Source organism: Burkholderia sp. AU27893 (genome assembly GCF_002223205.1).
Classification (GTDB): Bacteria; Pseudomonadota; Gammaproteobacteria; order Burkholderiales; family Burkholderiaceae; genus Burkholderia.
In genome coordinates this window covers 2598477-2615873 of record NZ_NKFD01000001.1, presented here as the reverse complement: position 1 = coordinate 2615873, position 17397 = coordinate 2598477, and the positions used below count along the sequence as shown (strand labels likewise).

General features: G+C 66.3%; 19 protein-coding genes and 1 pseudogene. 15 read left to right on the top strand and 5 right to left on the bottom strand.

Translation table 11 applies throughout. The features are described from left to right. Positions 1-102: 102 nt before the first annotated feature. The 5 genes from CFB47_RS12365 to ftsB all read left to right on the top strand — a co-directional run bounded on the left by CFB47_RS12365 (position 103) and on the right by ftsB (position 5536). Positions 103-948, top strand: a complete 846-nt coding sequence (locus CFB47_RS12365) for an alpha/beta fold hydrolase (protein WP_089456469.1) — start codon at positions 103-105, stop codon at positions 946-948. 181 nt (positions 949-1129) lie between these two features. Beyond that, positions 1130-2782: a CTP synthase gene (locus CFB47_RS12360; protein WP_046546046.1), complete on the top strand. Its 1653-nt coding sequence runs from the start codon at positions 1130-1132 to the stop codon at positions 2780-2782. A gap of 2 nt (positions 2783-2784) precedes the next feature. Beyond that, entirely contained in the window at positions 2785-3639 is an 855-nt protein-coding gene (gene kdsA, locus CFB47_RS12355) for a 3-deoxy-8-phosphooctulonate synthase (protein ID WP_046546045.1), read from the top strand. A 106-nt stretch (positions 3640-3745) separates the two neighbouring features. Then, positions 3746-5029 carry a phosphopyruvate hydratase gene (gene eno, locus CFB47_RS12350; protein ID WP_011352544.1) on the top strand — a complete coding sequence of 428 codons (1284 nt, stop codon included), beginning with the start codon at positions 3746-3748 and terminating at the stop codon, positions 5027-5029. A gap of 81 nt (positions 5030-5110) precedes the next feature. Continuing rightward, entirely contained in the window at positions 5111-5536 is a 426-nt protein-coding gene (gene ftsB / locus CFB47_RS12345) for a cell division protein FtsB (RefSeq protein ID WP_089440499.1), read from the top strand. A 90-nt stretch (positions 5537-5626) separates the two neighbouring features. On the opposite strand, the gene CFB47_RS12340 is transcribed toward ftsB, so the two are convergent. The 3 genes from CFB47_RS12340 to CFB47_RS12330 form a co-directional block, all read right to left on the bottom strand. Next, on the bottom strand, positions 5627-5986 hold the full coding sequence (locus CFB47_RS12340; RefSeq protein ID WP_089456468.1) for a hypothetical protein: 360 nt from the start codon (positions 5984-5986) through the stop codon (positions 5627-5629). Between the two features lie 133 nt (positions 5987-6119). Then, positions 6120-7070 (bottom strand): Hsp33 family molecular chaperone HslO, encoded by a 951-nt coding sequence (gene hslO, locus CFB47_RS12335; RefSeq protein WP_089440497.1) that lies wholly within the window; start codon positions 7068-7070, stop codon positions 6120-6122. A gap of 25 nt (positions 7071-7095) precedes the next feature. Next, positions 7096-7620 (bottom strand): gamma carbonic anhydrase family protein, encoded by a 525-nt coding sequence (locus tag CFB47_RS12330; RefSeq protein WP_089456467.1) that lies wholly within the window; start codon positions 7618-7620, stop codon positions 7096-7098. A gap of 149 nt (positions 7621-7769) precedes the next feature. Here CFB47_RS12330 and CFB47_RS12325 point away from each other — a divergent pair, with 149 nt between their 5' ends. The 10 genes from CFB47_RS12325 (at position 7770) to CFB47_RS12280 (ending at position 16840) form a co-directional block, all read left to right on the top strand. Continuing rightward, a complete protein-coding gene (locus CFB47_RS12325) occupies positions 7770-8627 on the top strand; it encodes a ferritin-like domain-containing protein (RefSeq protein ID WP_089461259.1) in 858 nt (285 codons plus the stop codon). 178 nt (positions 8628-8805) lie between these two features. Then, positions 8806-9696 (top strand): alpha/beta fold hydrolase, encoded by an 891-nt coding sequence (locus CFB47_RS12320; protein ID WP_089461258.1) that lies wholly within the window; start codon positions 8806-8808, stop codon positions 9694-9696. Positions 9697-9777: 81 nt separating this feature from the next. Continuing rightward, on the top strand, positions 9778-10608 hold the full coding sequence (locus CFB47_RS12315) for a 3',5'-nucleoside bisphosphate phosphatase (RefSeq protein ID WP_071334957.1): 831 nt from the start codon (positions 9778-9780) through the stop codon (positions 10606-10608). A gap of 73 nt (positions 10609-10681) precedes the next feature. Further along, entirely contained in the window at positions 10682-11314 is a 633-nt protein-coding gene (locus CFB47_RS12310) for an L-threonylcarbamoyladenylate synthase (RefSeq protein WP_039364722.1), read from the top strand. Between the two features lie 49 nt (positions 11315-11363). Continuing rightward, positions 11364-12026: a site-2 protease family protein gene (locus tag CFB47_RS12305; RefSeq protein WP_089440493.1), complete on the top strand. Its 663-nt coding sequence runs from the start codon at positions 11364-11366 to the stop codon at positions 12024-12026. A gap of 8 nt (positions 12027-12034) precedes the next feature. After that, complete coding sequence (locus tag CFB47_RS12300; protein WP_011352534.1) at positions 12035-13237, top strand: tryptophan--tRNA ligase; 1203 nt, start codon at positions 12035-12037, stop codon at positions 13235-13237. A gap of 8 nt (positions 13238-13245) precedes the next feature. After that, positions 13246-13848, top strand: a complete 603-nt coding sequence (locus tag CFB47_RS12295; RefSeq protein WP_089461257.1) for a bifunctional 2-polyprenyl-6-hydroxyphenol methylase/3-demethylubiquinol 3-O-methyltransferase UbiG — start codon at positions 13246-13248, stop codon at positions 13846-13848. Between the two features lie 48 nt (positions 13849-13896). Beyond that, entirely contained in the window at positions 13897-14802 is a 906-nt protein-coding gene (gene dapA / locus CFB47_RS12290) for a 4-hydroxy-tetrahydrodipicolinate synthase (protein ID WP_011352532.1), read from the top strand. A 111-nt stretch (positions 14803-14913) separates the two neighbouring features. Further along, positions 14914-16059 carry an outer membrane protein assembly factor BamC gene (bamC, locus tag CFB47_RS12285; RefSeq protein ID WP_089461256.1) on the top strand — a complete coding sequence of 382 codons (1146 nt, stop codon included), beginning with the start codon at positions 14914-14916 and terminating at the stop codon, positions 16057-16059. A 4-nt stretch (positions 16060-16063) separates the two neighbouring features. Next, the gene (locus tag CFB47_RS12280) at positions 16064-16840 is read left to right on the top strand and encodes an MBL fold metallo-hydrolase (RefSeq protein ID WP_089461255.1); all 777 of its coding nucleotides are present in this window, start codon (positions 16064-16066) and stop codon (positions 16838-16840) included. A 112-nt stretch (positions 16841-16952) separates the two neighbouring features. Here the strand turns inward: CFB47_RS12280 and CFB47_RS12275 are convergent, their stop codons facing one another. Further along, positions 16953-17216, bottom strand: a complete 264-nt coding sequence (locus tag CFB47_RS12275) for a hypothetical protein (RefSeq protein WP_021162672.1) — start codon at positions 17214-17216, stop codon at positions 16953-16955. Beyond that, positions 17146-17392, bottom strand: a pseudogene (locus CFB47_RS42050) (hypothetical protein). Before CFB47_RS42050 ends, CFB47_RS12275 begins: the two are co-directional and overlap by 71 nt. Between the last annotated feature and the right edge of the window lie 5 nt (positions 17393-17397).

Below are 17397 nucleotides of genomic sequence, written 5' to 3'. Positions count from 1 at the left end.
ACCGGAGTAAGCGCTGAAGCGCCAACTCCGGTCGACCGCGAAGCATGGGACCGGAGTAAGCGCTGAAGCGCCAACTCCGGTCGACAAAGGAGACATCGGCGTTTGAAGGACATCCTCCACTTCTCGCATGCGAACGGCTTTCCGGCATCGACGTACCGCACGATCTTCGCCGAACTGGCCGACGACTACGAGCTGCGCTACATCGAACGGATCGGCCACGACCGCCGCTACCCGGTGACGCGCGACTGGCCGCATCTCGTCGAGCAACTGCTCGACGACATCGGCAGCCGCTACGAGCGTCCCGTCTGGCTCGTCGGCCATTCGCTCGGCGGCTACCTGTCGCTGATGGCCGCGCTGAAGAAGCCGCAGTGGGTGCGCGGCGTCGTGATGATCGATTCGCCGATCATCGCGGGCTGGCGCGCCGGCGCATTGCGCGCGAGCCAGTGGGCGGGGCTCGACGAGCGGCTGTCGCCGGCCGCCGCGACGCGCAACCGGCGTACGCACTGGGTAAGCCGTGACGAAGTCTGGCGGCACTTCCGCGAAAAGCCGGCGTTCGCCCGCTGGGACGAACGGATGCTGGCCGACTACATCGACTACGGGATTCCGCAGGTCGGCGCCGACGGCGAGCGCTCGCTCGCGTTCGACCGGCAGGTCGAATACCTGATCTACCGGACGCTGCCGCACACGCTCGGCCCGCGGCTCGCGCATGGCGCGCCGGTGCCGCTCGGTTTTCTCGCCGGCACGCGTTCGCGCGAGGTGCGTCAGGTCGGGCTCGATGCGACACGCCGCGCGGCGCGTGGCCGCGTCGAATGGCTGGAAGGCAGCCACCTGTTTCCGATGGAGCGGCCGCTCGAGACCGCCCGCGCATTGCAGCGGATGCTGAATTCGCTGAAGGCGGCGGAGGGCGATGTGTCGCAGGGCATCACCCCGCTCGCGAAGCGCGCCTGACGCAGGGTCTGGCGGCCGGGGCGCCGCCTCCGGCACGCGCGGTTGCACCCGCCGGCGGGCGGCTTCGCCCCGGCGCGCACGGCTGGTGCGGGGCGGCGCGAAAGGGCGCGATCATCACGCCAATTGCTGAGAGAAGGGCGGGCTTTACGGTATAATCCGTTTTTCCCGCGAGCATCCAGCGATGACCAAATATGTTTTCGTCACCGGCGGCGTAGTTTCTTCCCTTGGCAAGGGTATTGCCGCCGCTTCCCTCGCCGCGATCCTTGAATCGCGCGGTCTGAAAGTCACCCTCCTCAAACTCGATCCGTACATCAACGTCGACCCCGGCACGATGAGCCCGTTCCAGCACGGCGAAGTGTTCGTGACGGAAGACGGCGCGGAGACCGACCTCGACCTCGGCCACTACGAGCGCTTCATCAGCACGAAGATGCGCAAGGCCAACAACTTCACGACCGGCCAGATCTACGAATCGGTGATCCGCAAGGAACGCCGCGGCGACTATCTCGGCAAGACCGTGCAGGTCATCCCGCACATCACGAACGAAATCCAGGCGTTCATCGAGCGCGGGGCCGCGTCGGCCACCTGCGGTGAGCCGGATGTCGCGATCGTCGAGATCGGCGGCACGGTCGGCGACATCGAATCGCTGCCGTTCCTCGAAGCCGCGCGCCAGATGAGCCTGCGCCTCGGCCGCAACAGCGCGTGCTTCGTGCACCTGACGCTGGTGCCGTACGTCGCGACCGCCGGCGAACTGAAGACGAAACCGACCCAGCACAGCGTACAGAAGCTGCGCGAGATCGGCATCCTGCCGCACGTGCTGCTGTGCCGTGCGGACCGCCGCATTCCGGACGACGAATCGAAGAAGATCTCGATGTTCTCGAACGTGCCGGAAGACGCCGTGATCTCGGTGTGGGACGCCGACAGCATCTACAAGATTCCGCAGATGCTGCACGACCAGGGCCTCGACCGCATCATCTGCGAGGAACTGAAGCTGTCGCCGAAGGACGCGGATCTGACCATGTGGTCGGAGCTGGTCGAAAAGCTCGAGAACCCGAAGCACGAAGTGACGATCGGCATGGTCGGCAAGTACGTCGACCTGACCGAGTCGTACAAGTCGCTGATCGAGGCGCTGCGCCACGCATCGCTGCACACGTCGACCAAGGTCAACATCGAATACATCGACTCGGAAGAGATCGAGACGAACGGTGTCGACAGCCTGAAGCATCTCGACGCCGTGCTGGTGCCGGGCGGTTTCGGCCGTCGCGGCACGGAAGGCAAGATCGCGGCGATCCGCTATGCGCGTGAAGCCAAGGTGCCGTATCTCGGCATCTGCCTCGGCATGCAGCTCGCGGTGATCGAGTTCGCGCGCGACGTCGTCGGCCTGAAGCAGGCGAACAGCACGGAATTCGAGCCGGACACGCCGGAACGCGTGGTCGCGCTGATCACCGAGTGGTACGACCGCGACGGCAAGGTCGAGACGCGTACCGAGGAATCCGATCTCGGCGGCACGATGCGCCTTGGTTCGCAGCGCTGCCCGATCAAGCCGGGCACGATGGCGGAAGAGATCTATGGCAAGGACGTGAACGAGCGCCATCGCCACCGTTATGAAGTCAATAACCGCTTCGTGCCCCAGCTCGAAGCCGGCGGCCTTATCATCAGCGCCCGTACCCCGAGCGAGGATCTGCCGGAAATGATGGAACTGCCGCGTTCGATGCACCCGTGGTTCGTCGGCGTCCAGTTCCACCCGGAATTCACGTCCACGCCGCGTGACGGTCACCCCCTCTTCAAGTCGTTCGTCGAAGCTGCGCTTGTCAACAAGCAAGCGCGCGGAGTGTAAGCATGAAGCTGTGCGATTTCGAGGTCGGTCTCGACAAGCCTTTCTTCCTGATCGCGGGTACCTGCGTCGTCGAATCGGAGCAAATGACGATCGACACGGCCGGCCGCCTGAAGGAGATCTGCGCGAAGCTGAACATTCCGTTCATCTACAAGTCGTCCTACGACAAGGCGAACCGCAGCTCGGGCAAGTCGTTCCGTGGCCTCGGAATGGACGAGGGCCTGCGGATCCTGTCCGAGGTGAAGCGTCAGCTCGGCCTGCCGGTGCTGACCGACGTGCATTCGATCGAAGAGATCGAGCAGGTCGCGTCGGTCGTCGACGTGCTGCAGACGCCGGCGTTCCTGTGCCGCCAGACCGATTTCATCCATGCGTGCGCGCGCTCGGGCAAGCCCGTCAACATCAAGAAGGGCCAGTTCCTCGCGCCGCACGACATGAAGAACGTGATCGACAAGGCGCGCGAAGCGGCCCGTGAAGCGGGGCTGTCGGAAGACCGCTTCATGGCATGCGAGCGCGGTGTCTCGTTCGGCTACAACAATCTGGTGTCGGACATGCGTTCGCTCGCGATCATGCGCGAGACGAGCGCCCCGGTCGTGTTCGACGCGACCCACTCGGTGCAGCTGCCGGGCGGGCAGGGCACGAGCTCGGGCGGCCAGCGCGAATTCGTGCCGGTGCTCGCGCGTGCGGCGGTCGCGACGGGCGTCGCGGGCCTGTTCATGGAGACGCACCCGAATCCGGCAGAAGCCAAGTCGGACGGCCCGAACGCCGTGCCGCTGAACCGGATGAGTGCGCTGCTGGAGACCCTCGTCACGCTCGACCAGGCGGTGAAGCGCAATCCGTTCCTGGAAAACGATTTCAATTAAAGATCGAATGAACCTTGCGACGGCTTCGCGCGTCAGTAGCAAAAGCGGTTCGGGCGCGCGCGCCGTCGCAGTTTGAAGAATCCATCGTCATTCTCAGAGGAAACCCATGAGTGCAATCGTAGATATCATCGGCCGCGAGATTCTGGATTCGCGCGGCAACCCCACCGTCGAATGCGACGTGCTGCTCGAATCGGGCACGATGGGCCGCGCGGCGGTGCCGTCGGGCGCGTCCACCGGCTCGCGTGAAGCGATCGAACTGCGCGACGGCGAAGCCGGCCGCTACAACGGCAAGGGCGTGCTGAAGGCAGTCGAGCATATCAACACCGAAATCTCCGAAGCCATCATGGGCCTCGACGCGTCGGAACAGGCGTTCCTCGACAAGACGCTGCTCGAGCTGGACGGCACCGACAACAAGTCGCGCCTCGGCGCGAACGCGATGCTGGCCGTGTCGATGGCCGTCGCGAAGGCAGCCGCCGAAGAGGCCGGCCTGCCGCTGTACCGCTACTTCGGCGGTTCGGGTGCGATGCAACTGCCGGTGCCGATGATGAACATCGTCAACGGCGGCGCGCACGCGAACAACAGCCTCGACATCCAGGAATTCATGATCGTCCCGGTGAGCCAGCCGACGTTCCGTGAAGCCCTGCGTTGCGGCGCGGAAGTGTTCCACGCACTGAAGAAGATCCTGAGCGACCGCGGCATGAGCACGGCAGTCGGCGACGAAGGCGGCTTCGCGCCGAACTTCGGCAGCAACGACGAGTGCCTGTCGACGATCCTGCAGGCGATCGAGAAGGCCGGCTACCGTGCCGGTGAAGACGTGCTGCTCGCGCTCGACTGCGCGGCATCCGAGTTCTACCACGACGGCAAGTACCAGCTCGCGGGCGAAGGCCTGCAACTGTCGTCGGCCGAATTCACCGATTACCTCGCGACGCTCGCCGACAAGTTCCCGATCGTATCGATCGAGGACGGCATGCACGAAAGCGACTGGGAAGGCTGGAAGCTGCTGACCGATCGCCTCGGCAAGAAGGTGCAGCTGGTCGGCGACGACCTGTTCGTCACGAACACGCGCATCCTGAAGGAAGGCATCGAGAAGGGCATCGCGAACTCGATCCTCATCAAGATCAACCAGATCGGTACGCTGACCGAAACGTTCGCGGCAATCGAAATGGCGAAGCGCGCCGGCTACACGGCCGTGATCTCGCACCGCTCGGGCGAAACGGAAGATTCGACGATCGCGGACATCGCGGTCGGCCTGAACGCCGGTCAGATCAAGACGGGTTCGCTGTCGCGCAGCGACCGTATCTCGAAGTACAACCAGCTGCTGCGCATCGAGGAAGATCTCGGCGACATCGCAAGCTACCCGGGTAAATCGGCTTTCTATAACCTGCGCTAACGCGCTACTATCGGGTTCGTCATATCGACGCCGCTCTGTGCATGTGCGCGGAGCGGCGCTTCTTATATCTGCGGTTCTTACATGCGGCTTGTCACTGTCGTCCTGATTGCCTTGCTGGCGCTCATTCAGTACCCCCTATGGTGGGGACACGGCGGCTGGCTGCGGGTGCATGAATTGCGTCAGCAGCTCGACGACCAGCTCCAGAAGAACGCGGACGAGAAGCTGCGCAACGAGCGCACCGCAGGCGAAGTACAGGATCTGCAGGGCGGCACCGCGGCCATCGAGGAGCGCGCGCGCTACGAGATGGGCATGGTGAAGGACGGTGAGGTATTCGTGCAGTTCGTGTCGCCGAATGCGCCTGCCGCACCGCTGAACAACACGCCGTCGAATACGTCGACGCGCGGCGCCGTATCCGCGGCGCCGGTGCGTGTCGTGCCGAATCCGCAGTCGATCGCGAAGCCGTCGCGGCATCATGGCGGCGACAAGGGCAAGGCCGCGCATCACTGATGCACGATTGCTCGAACCCATTGAAAAAGCGCGGGAAATGCCGCGCTTTTTTATTTCCTGCCGGTAGTCAATCGGCTGAGCGCTGCACGCTCACCACCACCATCCCGGGTAGCCGTAGCTGATGCCCGAGCCCCAGCGATTGCCCCATCCACCGTAATACCCGCCGTAGACCGTCACCGGCGGCGGCGAGTAATAGGCCCATGCGCGCGCGGCGGCCTCGGCGGCGATCGCGCTGTTCTGTTCGCGCAGCACCTGCTGGTCGATCTCGTCGTAGCGCTTGCGTTCGGCGCTCGAGAGCGCGGGCGGCTGGCCGCCCGATGCACCGGGTTCGGGCAGGCGGCTCAGGATCGTGGAAGTCGGCGGCGGCATTGCACAGCCGGCCAGTGCGAGCGTGCCGGCGGCAACGCTCGTCAGGACGATGGTGCGGAACGGACGATGAAGCGGGCTCATGTGTTTCTCCTGCAGCGCGCCGACGACGGGAAGCGGCTTGCGCCGAAGTGCGTGACTTCGGCGCCGGAGCCTTGCGTGCGACGCTCGTGCGTCATTATGCGCCCGCGCCGGACGGCGGGCATCGGGCCACTGATCAGTGACGCTGCTCGGTCGCGGGCGCGATACCCGTCTCGACGCCGGGTGCCGCGAACAGCTGCGCGACGTCGACCGGATCGAATTCATAGCGCTGGTTGCAGAACTCGCAATGAATCTCGACATGGCCGCGCTCGACGATCACGCTGTCGACTTCCTCACGGCCGAGCATGCGCAGCATCGCGCCGACCTTCTCGCGCGAGCACGAGCACTGGAAACGCGTGCCGGCCGGTTCGAAGTGCTGCACGTTTTCCTGCCAGAACAGCCGGCGGAACACGACTTCCGGTTCGACCTCGAGCAGTTCCTGGGCGGACAGCGTGCCGCCGAGCGTGCAGACGCGCTCCCACGTATCGGTATCGGTTTCGGCGTTACGCGGCACGATGCCGCCGTCGCCCGGCAGCTTCTGCAGCAGCATGCCGACCGCACGGTCGCGATCGGCCGCGAGCCACATCCGCGTGTCGAGCTGCTCCGAGTGATGCATGTAATGCTCGAGCACCTGCGAGACGGATTCAAGCGGGCCGTCGACGCCGTTCAGCGGCACGATACCCTGGTACGGCTGCTGGCCCGGCAGCTTGTCGGCCGGGTCGAGCGTGATCACGCAGCGGCCGTGGCCGCTCGCGTTGACGAGCGACGCGAAGCGCGTGTCGTCGCCGATCGTCTGGGCGGAGTCGCCGGCGAACTTCGCGGTGGCCCGCATCGACAGATCCGAACCGCACTGGACGACCAGCATCTGGACCGGCCCGTCGCCGAAGATCTGCATGATCAGGGTGCCGTTGAATTTCAGGTTCGCGGACAGCAGCGCGCACGCGGCCATCATCTCGCCGAGGATCGTGCGCACCGGGGCAGGGTAGTCGCGGCGGGCGAGCACTTCCTGCCACGTATTGCGCAGCGAAACGATCTCGCCGCGCACGGGCGCCGCATTGAACATGAATTTCTGTAACTGGTCGCTCACTCTTCTTCCTTGAAATCCGTGCGAATCACCCGATCCGCACGAGTTGCTCCTTGAAATGCGCACGCCGCTCGACGTACGTCTTCGCGTTCGTGCGCAGCCGCGCAATGTCTTCCGCCGACAGCTCGCGCACGACTTTCGCCGGTGCGCCGAGAATCAGCGAGTTGTCCGGGAACGTCTTGCCTTCCGTCACGACCGCGCCGGCACCAACCAGACAGTTGCGGCCGATTACTGCTCCATTCAAGACCACCGCCTGGATACCGACCAGTGAACCCTCGCCGATCGCGCAGCCGTGCAGCATGGCCTGGTGCCCGATCGTCACGTTTTCGGCAATCGTCAGCGGAAAGCCGGGGTCCGTGTGCAGGACCGCGCCTTCCTGGACGTTGCTGCCAGCGCCGACGGTGATCGTCTCGTTGTCGCCGCGAATCGTCGCGCCGAACCAGACGCTCGCGTTCTCCTCGAGCACGACCTTGCCGATGATGGCCGCCGTATCGGCGACGAATACGCTTTCGTGGATCGTCGGGGCCGTATCGCCCAGCTTGTAGATCGTCACGGAGTCTCCTTGTCTCTTCGATGATGGGCGCCGGTAGAATGGCGCGTCTGGTTTGCCCGGCGCATGCGCATTGCGCCGCGGAACAATCGCCTATTGTAAACCGTCGCGTGCGTGTGCTCCCGCGATGCGCACGCAGGGTGTCCCCGTTTATGAGCATGGAGTCTTCTTCTTTCGGCAATGCGTCTGCCTGCGTGCGCCGCACCGCGCTTGCCGCGCTGCGTGACGCCGAACCCGCGGCCAAGGCCGCCCAGGTGCGTGCGCTCCACGATGCGCTGCGGGCCGGGCAGGCGGCGATCGCGCCGTCGCTCGAATTGCCCGAGCCGGCCGATCTGCCGGGCCGGCCGGCGCGCCCGCCGCTCGTCGAGCCGCGCCAGCTCGAGCGACGCAGCATGCGTTCGCCCGAAGGGCGCGCCGTGCTGCTGCACGCGCTTGCCCATATCGAGTTCAATGCGATCAACCTGGCGCTCGATGCGGTCTGGCGCTTCGCGGGCCTGCCGGCCCCGTTCTATGCGGACTGGCTGAAGGTGGCGGCCGAGGAGGCCTATCACTTCACGCTGCTGTCCGAGCGCCTGGCGGCGTTCGGGCATGCGTACGGCGATTTTCCCGCGCACAACGGCCTGTGGGAGATGTGCGAGCGGACCAAGGGCGACGTGCTGGCGCGCATGGCGCTCGTGCCGCGCACGCTAGAGGCCCGCGGGCTCGACGCATCGCCGCCGATCCGCGCGCGGCTCCTGCAGGCGGGCGACGATGCGTCGGCTGCGATCCTCGATGTGATCCTGCGCGACGAAATCGGCCATGTCGCGATCGGCAACCGCTGGTTCCGGCATCTGTGCGACGAAGCCGTCCGTGATCCCGTGCCCACCTACCGGCAGCTCGCCGAGCAATACCATGCGCCGCGGCTGCGGGGCCCGTTCAATTTCGATGCGCGCCGCGATGCCGGATTCGAGCAGGCCGAACTCGACGAACTGGCTGCGCAGGACGTGGCGGAGGGCGGCGCACCGCGCTAGCGGGCTCGCGTTCGGCCGCGCTTCGACGAGCCGCCTGCAGTCCCGGGTGCCAGGACATGGCGCTTCCCCGCGGCCCCTGGCGTACGCGCACCGCTAGAGCGGCACCTCGATTGCCGGACGCCGGAAAGAGGGCGTCGCCGCTATAATCGAACGATCATTCTTTTTTCTGGCGGCTGCAATGAGGGCATCGAGTTCTGTTTCCGATTTCGTCACGGTGCGCGGCGTCCAGCTGCATGTCCGGCGCTGGGGCCGGCCCGATGCGCCGACGCTGTTCATGCTGCATGGCTGGATGGACGTCTCGGCATCGTTCCAATTCGTCGTCGACGCGCTCGCGGGCGACTGGCAGGTGATCGCGCCCGATGCGCGCGGTTTCGGGCTGTCCGACTGGCCGGTCGCGCGCCAGGGCGGCGGGCACTACTGGTTCCACGAGTACCTGGGCGACCTCGATGCACTCGTCGACCACTATGCGCCGACCGGCGAAGTCAACCTGGTCGGGCACAGCATGGGCGCGAACGTCGTGTGCCTGTATGCCGGCGCGCGGCCGGAGCGCGTGCGGCGCGTGGTCGATCTCGAGGGTTTCGGGCTGGCGCCCGCGCGGGCCGAGCAGGCGCCGCGCCGGTTGCGCGGCTGGCTGGACGAGTTGCGCGCGCCGCCCGTGCTGCGCCCTTACGCGTCTCTCGACGACGTGGCGGCGCGCCTGATCAAGACCAATCCGCGGCTCGACCCGCGCCGTGCGGCGTTCCTCGCCGTGCACTGGTCGAAGCGTGGCGACGACGGCCAGTACCACCTGCTGGCCGACCCCGCGCACAAGATGCCGGGGCCGCAGCTGTACCGGCTCGACGAAGTGATGGCCACCTGGGCGCAGGTGCGCGCGAAGGTGCTGCACGTCGAAGCCGTCAATTCGCCGACGCTCGCCCACATCGCGGGCGACATCCCGCTGCCGGAGTTCAAGGCGCGCTTCAACGCGTTCCCCGACTGGCGCGAGAAGCTCGTGGAGGATGCCGGCCACATGGTGCATCACGACCAGCCCGAGCAGATCGCGGCGCTGATCGAGGCGTTCTGCGCGTAAGCGCGCGGCGGCAGCGGCGGGGCACGCGGGCGGCGTATTGCCGCGTTGCAGTAGAATGAAGCCTTACCTGCCATGCCGACAATGAACGCCGATCTCCACTGCCATTCGAATGTTTCCGACGGGTTGCTGCCGCCTGCCGACGTCGCGCGCCGCGCTCATGCCGGCGGCGTGACCCTGTGGGCGCTGACCGACCACGACGAGATCGGTGGCCAGGCAGCGGCGCGCAGCGAAGCGGAAGCGCTCGGCATGCGCTACCTGAGCGGCGTCGAGATTTCGGTCACGTGGGCGTCGCGCACCGTGCACATCGTCGGCCTGAATGTCGATCCCGCGAACCAGGTGCTGGTCGACGGCCTGTACCGCACGCGCCACGGCCGCGCGGCGCGCGCGGTGGCGATCGGCGAGCAGCTCGCCACGCTCGGCATTCCCGGTGCGTACGAAGGTGCGTTGAAGTACGTGTCGAATCCCGACCTGATCTCGCGCACGCACTTCGCCCGCTTCCTCGTTGAAAACGGTCATGCCACGTCGACATCCGATGTGTTCGATCGGCTGCTCGGCGACGACAAGCCCGGGTTCGTCCCGCACCGCTGGGCGACACTGCCCGACGCCGTCGCGTGGATTCGGGCGGCGGGTGGTGAAGCCATCGTCGCGCATCCGGGCCGCTACCGCTACACGCCCGTCGAATTCGACGCGTTCTTCGGCGAGTTCATCGATCTGGGCGGCCGCGCGATCGAGGTCGTCACGGGCAGCCACACGCCCGACCAGTACCGCGAATACGCGGACGTCGCACGCCGCTTCGGCTTCGAAGCGTCGCGCGGCTCGGATTTCCATGCGCCAGGCGAGGGCCGTGTCGAGCTCGGCAGCCTGCCGCCGTTGCCGCCCGACCTGACACCGGTCTGGGAACGCTGGCTCTGACACCGGGCGGCGGCCTGCCACCTGCGTTGCTGTTGGCCGCGCGCATCCGACTTCTCCCCCTTTACGACCCCCCATGTCCCAGTTCTTCAGGATTCACCCGGATAATCCGCAGCCGCGCCTGATCAAGCAGGCCGTGGAAATCGTCAGCAAGGGCGGCGTGATCGCGATGCCGACCGATTCGAGCTATGCGCTCGCGTGCCATCTCGACGACAAGGACGCGGTCGAGCGCGTGCGCCGGATTCGCGGCCTCGACGAGAAGCAGCACCTATCGCTGCTCGTGCGCGACCTGTCGGAGCTCGCCAACTTCGCGATGGTCGACAACCGCCAGTACCGGCAGATCAAGTCGGTGACGCCGGGCCCGTACGTCTTCATCCTGCAGGCGACGAAGGAAGTGCCGCGCCGGCTGTCGCACCCGTCGCGCAAGACGATCGGGCTGCGCGTGCCCGATCACGCGATCACGCTCGCGTTGCTCGAATCGCTCGGCCAGCCGCTGCTCGGCACGACGCTGATCCTGCCGCCGGACGACGAGCCGCTCAACGATCCCGAAGAAATCCGCGAGCGGCTCGAGAAGCAGGTCGACCTCGTGATCGACGGTGGCGCGTGCCCGCGCGAGCCGTCGACGGTGATCGACCTGACCGGCGACGAGCCCGAGCTCGTGCGCGCGGGGCGCGGCGCGCTCGAACCGTTCGGACTCTCGGCCGCGTAAGCGTGCCGTTCCATTTTTTGCGCGAGTGCGCTTGTTACAATAACGCGATATGGATGCTTCCCTGATACAGACCATCGCCGTCTACGCGCTGCCCGTGATCTTCGCGATCACGCTGCACGAGGCCGCGCATGGCTACGCCGCCCGCCTGCTCGGCGACAACACCGCCTACATGATGGGGCGCGTGTCGTTCAACCCGATGCGTCACATCGATCCGCTCGGCACGATCGCGATCCCGCTCGCGATGTATTTCCTGACGGGCGGCGCGTTCCTGTTCGGCTATGCGAAGCCGGTGCCGGTGTCGTTCGGCAACCTGCGCGATCCGCGCTGGGGCAGCCTGTGGGTATCGCTCGCGGGCCCCGCCTGCAACTTCGTGCAGGCGCTGATCTGGGGCGTGCTGACCCTCGTGCTGCCCGCCGTCGGCATCGACGAGCCGTTCTTCACGCGGATGGCGTTTGCCGGCGTCAGCGCGAACCTCGTGCTCGGCGTGCTGAACCTGTTTCCGCTGCCGCCGCTCGACGGCGGCCGCATCCTGGCGGCGCTGCTGCCGACGAAACAATCGATCGCGCTGTCGCGCATCGAGCCGTACGGTTTCATCATCGTCCTCGCGCTGGTCGCGACGGGCGTGCTGACGAATTTCTGGCTGCGCCCGCTCGTCAACGTCGGCTATGCCGTCCTGAGCGCCATCCTGTCCCCATTCGCCTCGCTTCTCTAACGACAATCATGTTCCCTGAACGTATTTTCTCCGGCATGCGACCCACCGGGTCGCTGCACCTCGGTCACTACCACGGCGTGCTGAAAAACTGGGTGAAGCTGCAGTCCGAGTACCCGTGCTTCTTCTGCGTCGTCGACTGGCATGCGCTGACGACGCACTACGAGACTCCCGAGGTCATCGAGAAGAACGTGTGGGACGTGCTGATCGACTGGCTCGCATCCGGCATCGATCCGGCGCAGGCCACGCTGTTCATCCAGAGCAAGGTGCCCGAGCACGCCGAACTCGCGCTGCTGCTCGGCATGAGCACGCCGCTCGGCTGGCTCGAACGCGTGCCGACCTACAAGGAGCAGATGGAGAAGCTGAAAGACAAGGATCTGTCGACCTACGGCTTCCTCGGTTATCCGGTGCTGATGGCGGCCGACATCCTGCTGTATCGCGGCTCGCTCGTGCCGGTCGGTGAAGACCAGGTGCCGCACGTCGAGATGACCCGCGAGATCGCGCGCCGCTTCAACTACCTGTACGGCCGCGAGCCGGGATTCGAGGAGAAGGCGCTCGATGCCGCGAAGAAGCTCGGCGGCAAGCGCGCGAAGCTCTATCACGAGCTGCGCAACGCGTATCAGCAGGAGGGCGACGACGAGGCGCTCGAACAGGCGCGCGCGATGCTGCAGGAATCGCAGAGCCTGTCGATGAGCGACCGCGAGCGCCTGTTCGGCTATCTCGAAGGCGCGCGCAAGATCATCCTGGTCGAGCCGCAGGCGCTGCTCACCGAAGCATCGCGGATGCCGGGCCTCGACGGGCAGAAGATGTCCAAGTCGTACGGCAACACGATCGGCCTGCGTGAAGACGCCGAGACGATCACGAAGAAGGTCCGCACGATGCCGACCGACCCCGCGCGCGTGCGCCGCACCGATCCGGGCGATCCCGACAAGTGCCCGGTGTGGCAGCTGCACCAGGTCTATACCGACGAAGCGACGCACGACTGGGTGCAGAAGGGCTGCCGCTCGGCGGGCATCGGCTGCCTCGACTGCAAGCAGCCGGTCGTCGAAGGCATCCTGCGCGAACAGCAGCCGATGCTCGAGCGCGCGCAGAAGTACATGGACGACCCGTCGCTGCTGCGCGCGATCGTCGCGGACGGTTGCGACAAGGCGCGCAAGTACGCGACGGAAACGATGCGCGACGTGCGTGACGCGATGGGCCTGTCGTACAACTGATCGACTGCATGAGCGCATCCGTCATCGCCGCCGCGGGCGGTCACGTCGCCCAGGCCGAGCCGTCGCGCTGGGTCGCGCAATGGTCGCGGCTCGTGTCGCCAGGCGGCGCTGTGCTGGATGTCGCCGCGGGCGGCGGCCGCCATGCGCGCTGGTTCGCGTCGCACGGCCATCCGGTCGTCGCACTCGACCGCGACCCGGCCGCACTGGCCGCGTTGCGTTCGATTCCGGGCGTCGATGCCCGTGACGCCGATCTCGAAGGCGCGCCGTGGCCGTTGCCGGCCGGCGAGCAGTTTGCGGCGGTGGTGGTCGCGAATTATCTGCACCGTCCGCTCTGGCCCCATCTGCTCGATGCGGTGGCGCCGGGCGGCGTGCTGATCTACGAAACCTTCGCGCAAGGAAACGAAACGGTCGGGAAACCGTCCAACCCCGCGTTCCTGCTCGCCCCGGGCGAGCTGCTGGACGCCGTGCGCGGCCGCCTGCGGGTGGTCGCGTACGAGGACGGGTTCGTCGCCGCGCCGCGCGAGGCATTCGTCCAGCGTCTCTGCGCAGTGCGCGAGGGCGCGACCCCGAAGGCGGGGGCGGGAATTCCACGTTACGAACTGCCCGGCTAATCCGCTACAATCTCAATGTTTACCGGTACATAATCTCATTCGCGTTTCATGGCTAACGGCACCCAAGACGGCATTCAAATCCGCGGCAGCATCCCCGCGATCGTCACCCCGATGCTCGAAGACGGCAGTCTCGACCTGCCGGCGTTTCGCAAACTGATCGACTGGCACATCGCGGAAGGCACCGATGCGCTGGTCGTGGTCGGTACGAGCGGCGAGTCGGCAACGCTCAACGTCGAAGAGCACATCCTGATGATCCGCACGGCGGTCGAGCATGCGGCGAAACGCATCCCGATCATCGCGGGCGCGGGCGGCAACTCGACCGCCGAGGCGATCGAGCTGACGAAGCACGCGAAGGCTGTCGGCGCGGACGCGACGCTGCAGGTCGTGCCGTACTACAACAAGCCGACGCAGGAAGGCATGTACCGGCACTTCAAGACGATCGCCGAAGCGGTCGACCTGCCGGTGATCCTGTACAACGTGCCGGGCCGTACGGTCGCCGACATGGCGAACGAGACGACGCTGCGCCTCGCGGAAGTCCCGGGCATCATCGGCGTGAAGGAAGCGACCGGCAACATCGATCGCGCCGCGCACCTGATCAAGGCCGCCCCGAAGCATTTCGCGATCTACAGCGGCGACGATCCGACCGCGATCGCGCTGATGCTGCTCGGCGGCCACGGCAACATCTCGGTCACGGCGAACGTCGCACCGCGCGCGATGAGCGACCTGTGCCGCGCGGCGCTGGCCGGTGACGTACAGACGGCTCGCGCGCTGCACATGAAGCTGCTGTCGCTGCACAAGAACCTGTTCATCGAGGCGAACCCGATTCCGGTGAAGTGGGCGCTGCAGGCGATGGGCAAGATGCAGGGCGGCATCCGCTTGCCGCTCACGGCGCTCGACGAGCGCTGCCACGAAGCCGTGCGTTCGGCCCTCGTCGAGGCCGGCGTCCTCGCCTGATGCCGAGGCGGCCGAGTCCTGCGGCCGCCGGCTCGAACCCTGATCAACCCGCACCGGCCGGCTCCGTCCGGCGCCGCTCCTGACGAGCGTTCTAGCAAGACGAAGGATTTCATGAAACGTTTCGCCTTTTCCTCTCGCGCCATCCAGATGTCAGTGGTGGCGCTGGCGCTGGGCGCGCTCGCCGGCTGCGATACGCTGAACGATTACCTGGCCCCTGACCGGGTCAACTACAAGAACACCGGTTCGGCGCCGCCGCTCGCGGTGCCGAGCGACCTGAAGCCGGTGCCGACGACGCAGCAGTTCGTCGCGCCGCCGAGCAACGCCGGCCTCGGCACGCTGCCGCCGCGGGTCACGACGCAGGCGGGCAACGCGACCGACGGCATCCCGAGCGCGCAGGATCCGCTTGGCATGCACATCGAGCGCGACGGCGACCGCCGCTGGCTCGTCGTCGATGGCCGCACGCCCGAGCAGCTGTGGCCGATCCTGAAGGAATTCTGGCAGGAGAACGGCTTCTCGCTGAAGACCGATGCGCCGTCGACGGGCATCATGGCCACCGACTGGGCTGAAAACCGCGCGAACATCCCCGACGACTGGTTCCGCCGTACGATCGGCAAGGTCATCGATTTCGCGTACTCGTCCGGCACGCGCGACCGCTTCCGTACGCTCGTGAACCGCACGTCGGACGGCAACACCGATATCTCGATCACGCACAGCGCGATGGAAGAAATGATGGTCGGCCCGCAGGGCGGCACGTCGTCGCGCTGGGAAGAGCGTCCGCGCAACCCGGTGCTCGAAGCCGTATTCCTGTCGAAGCTGATGCAGAAGTTCGGCCTGACCGATGCGCAGGCGAAGCAGCTGCTGACCGATGCCCGCCCTGCGACGGCGCCGGTGCAGGTCAGCGACACGAGCAGCGGCGGGGCGACGCTGCAACTGGCCGAGTCGTTCGACCGCGCATGGCTGCGCGTGGGCCTGGCGCTCGACCGCACCAACTTCGCGGTCGACAATCGTGATCGCGAGAAGGGTGTGTACACCGTGCGCTATGCGAACACGATGGAAGAGCTCAAGCGCGACGGCCTGTTCGGCAAGCTGTTCTATGGCGGTCCGTCGGCCGCGAAGCCGGGCAAGGAGTACCTCGTCAACGTGCGTGCACAGGGCAACGGCAGCACGCAGGTTGCGGTGGTCGGCGCGAACGGCCAGGTCGACAACTCGTCGGACGCACAGCGGATCATTTCGCTGCTCCACGCGCAGCTGAACTAAGCGCGTGCGATTCTCCAGCCTCGGAAGCGGCAGCGAAGGCAACGCGCTGGTCGTCGAGGCCTCGAGCGGCACGACGACCACCCGCGTGCTGCTCGACTGCGGCTTTTCCGCCAAGGAGGTCGAGCGCCGGCTCGGCCGACTGAATCTCTGCATCGGCGATCTCGATGCGATCCTCATTACCCACGAACACAGCGACCACGTTGGCAGCGCTTTGACGCTCGCCCGCCGCGGATCGCTGCCGCTCTACATGAGCTGGGGCACCGCGCGCGCGGTTGGCGCGGATGAGGCCGATGTCGATCTCCACGTGCTGTGGGGCGACGAGACGGCCGCGATCCGCGATCTGGCCGTGATGCCCTATACCGTCCCTCACGACGCGCGTGAGCCGCTCCAGTTCGTCTTTATGGACGGCGCCAGCCGGCTCGGCGTACTGACCGACGTCGGAATGGCCACGCCGCACATCACGGCCGTCCTGAGCGGCTGTGACGCGCTGGTGCTCGAATCCAACCACGATACCGCGATGCTGGCCTCGAGCCGCTATCCGCAGTCGCTGAAGGCACGTATCGGCGGCAACCACGGCCACCTGAGCAATGACGCCGCAGCGGACATCCTCGCGTCGCTGGAGCGCAGCCGCCTCAAGCACCTGGTCGCGGCGCACCTGAGCCAGCAGAACAACCTGCCGGAACTGGTCCGCCAGGCGTTTGGCGGTGTACTGGGGACGAGCGGGGACGACGTGGTCGTGGCCACGCAGGACGCGGGCTTCGACTGGCTGGCGCTCGGATGAGCGGGGCGGCGCCGCTGCGGCGGCCCGTGCGACTGCCGTGCGATAGACACTGAAGCGACAGACGTAAAAAAACCGGCCCTCGGGCCGGTTTTTTTTCAGCTGACGCTGAGGCTTACTGGCTTGCGCCCGAAGCCGGAGCAGCCGTCGCTGCCGAAGCAGCCGACGCCACTGCAGCAGCAGCGTCGCTCGCAGCAGCCGTTGCCGACGAAGCAGCAGCCGAAGCGTCGCTCGCAGCACCAGCAACTGCCGAAGCAGCCGACGAAGCAGCAGCAGCCGCGTCGCTTGCAGCCGACGAAGCAGCTTGATCAGCGCTCTTGTTGCAAGCAGCCAGTGCAACAGCAGCCAACAGGGAAGCTACGAGGAGGGATTTCTTCATGATCACGTCCTTTTATGGTTAAAGGTAAGCAACAGCGCGAAACAATACCGGTAATGTGCTCCAACACCGACCTGGGCCGCTGGTGGAGATGCACTTCTTAGAGCGTGAATCTTCCCTACGGCTTGGGCGGAAATTATATGCACTTTCCTATCGACCGTCGACAAATGCGGGGTCAATACGT

Coding starts and splice junctions, on each gene's coding strand:
- CFB47_RS12340 (WP_089456468.1), bottom strand. CDS start 5,986: ATGAGCCCGCTTCATCGTCCGTTCCGCACCATCGTCCTGACGAGCGTT.
- CFB47_RS12320 (WP_089461258.1), top strand. CDS start 8,806: ATGAGGGCATCGAGTTCTGTTTCCGATTTCGTCACGGTGCGCGGCGTC.
- dapA (WP_011352532.1), top strand. CDS start 13,897: ATGGCTAACGGCACCCAAGACGGCATTCAAATCCGCGGCAGCATCCCC.
- CFB47_RS12310 (WP_039364722.1), top strand. CDS start 10,682: ATGTCCCAGTTCTTCAGGATTCACCCGGATAATCCGCAGCCGCGCCTG.
- kdsA (WP_046546045.1), top strand. CDS start 2,785: ATGAAGCTGTGCGATTTCGAGGTCGGTCTCGACAAGCCTTTCTTCCTG.
- eno (WP_011352544.1), top strand. CDS start 3,746: ATGAGTGCAATCGTAGATATCATCGGCCGCGAGATTCTGGATTCGCGC.
- CFB47_RS12315 (WP_071334957.1), top strand. CDS start 9,778: ATGAACGCCGATCTCCACTGCCATTCGAATGTTTCCGACGGGTTGCTG.
- ftsB (WP_089440499.1), top strand. CDS start 5,111: ATGCGGCTTGTCACTGTCGTCCTGATTGCCTTGCTGGCGCTCATTCAG.
- CFB47_RS12305 (WP_089440493.1), top strand. CDS start 11,364: ATGGATGCTTCCCTGATACAGACCATCGCCGTCTACGCGCTGCCCGTG.
- bamC (WP_089461256.1), top strand. CDS start 14,914: ATGAAACGTTTCGCCTTTTCCTCTCGCGCCATCCAGATGTCAGTGGTG.
- CFB47_RS12295 (WP_089461257.1), top strand. CDS start 13,246: ATGAGCGCATCCGTCATCGCCGCCGCGGGCGGTCACGTCGCCCAGGCC.
- CFB47_RS12360 (WP_046546046.1), top strand. CDS start 1,130: ATGACCAAATATGTTTTCGTCACCGGCGGCGTAGTTTCTTCCCTTGGC.
- CFB47_RS12300 (WP_011352534.1), top strand. CDS start 12,035: ATGTTCCCTGAACGTATTTTCTCCGGCATGCGACCCACCGGGTCGCTG.
- CFB47_RS12275 (WP_021162672.1), bottom strand. CDS start 17,216: ATGAAGAAATCCCTCCTCGTAGCTTCCCTGTTGGCTGCTGTTGCACTG.
- CFB47_RS12325 (WP_089461259.1), top strand. CDS start 7,770: ATGAGCATGGAGTCTTCTTCTTTCGGCAATGCGTCTGCCTGCGTGCGC.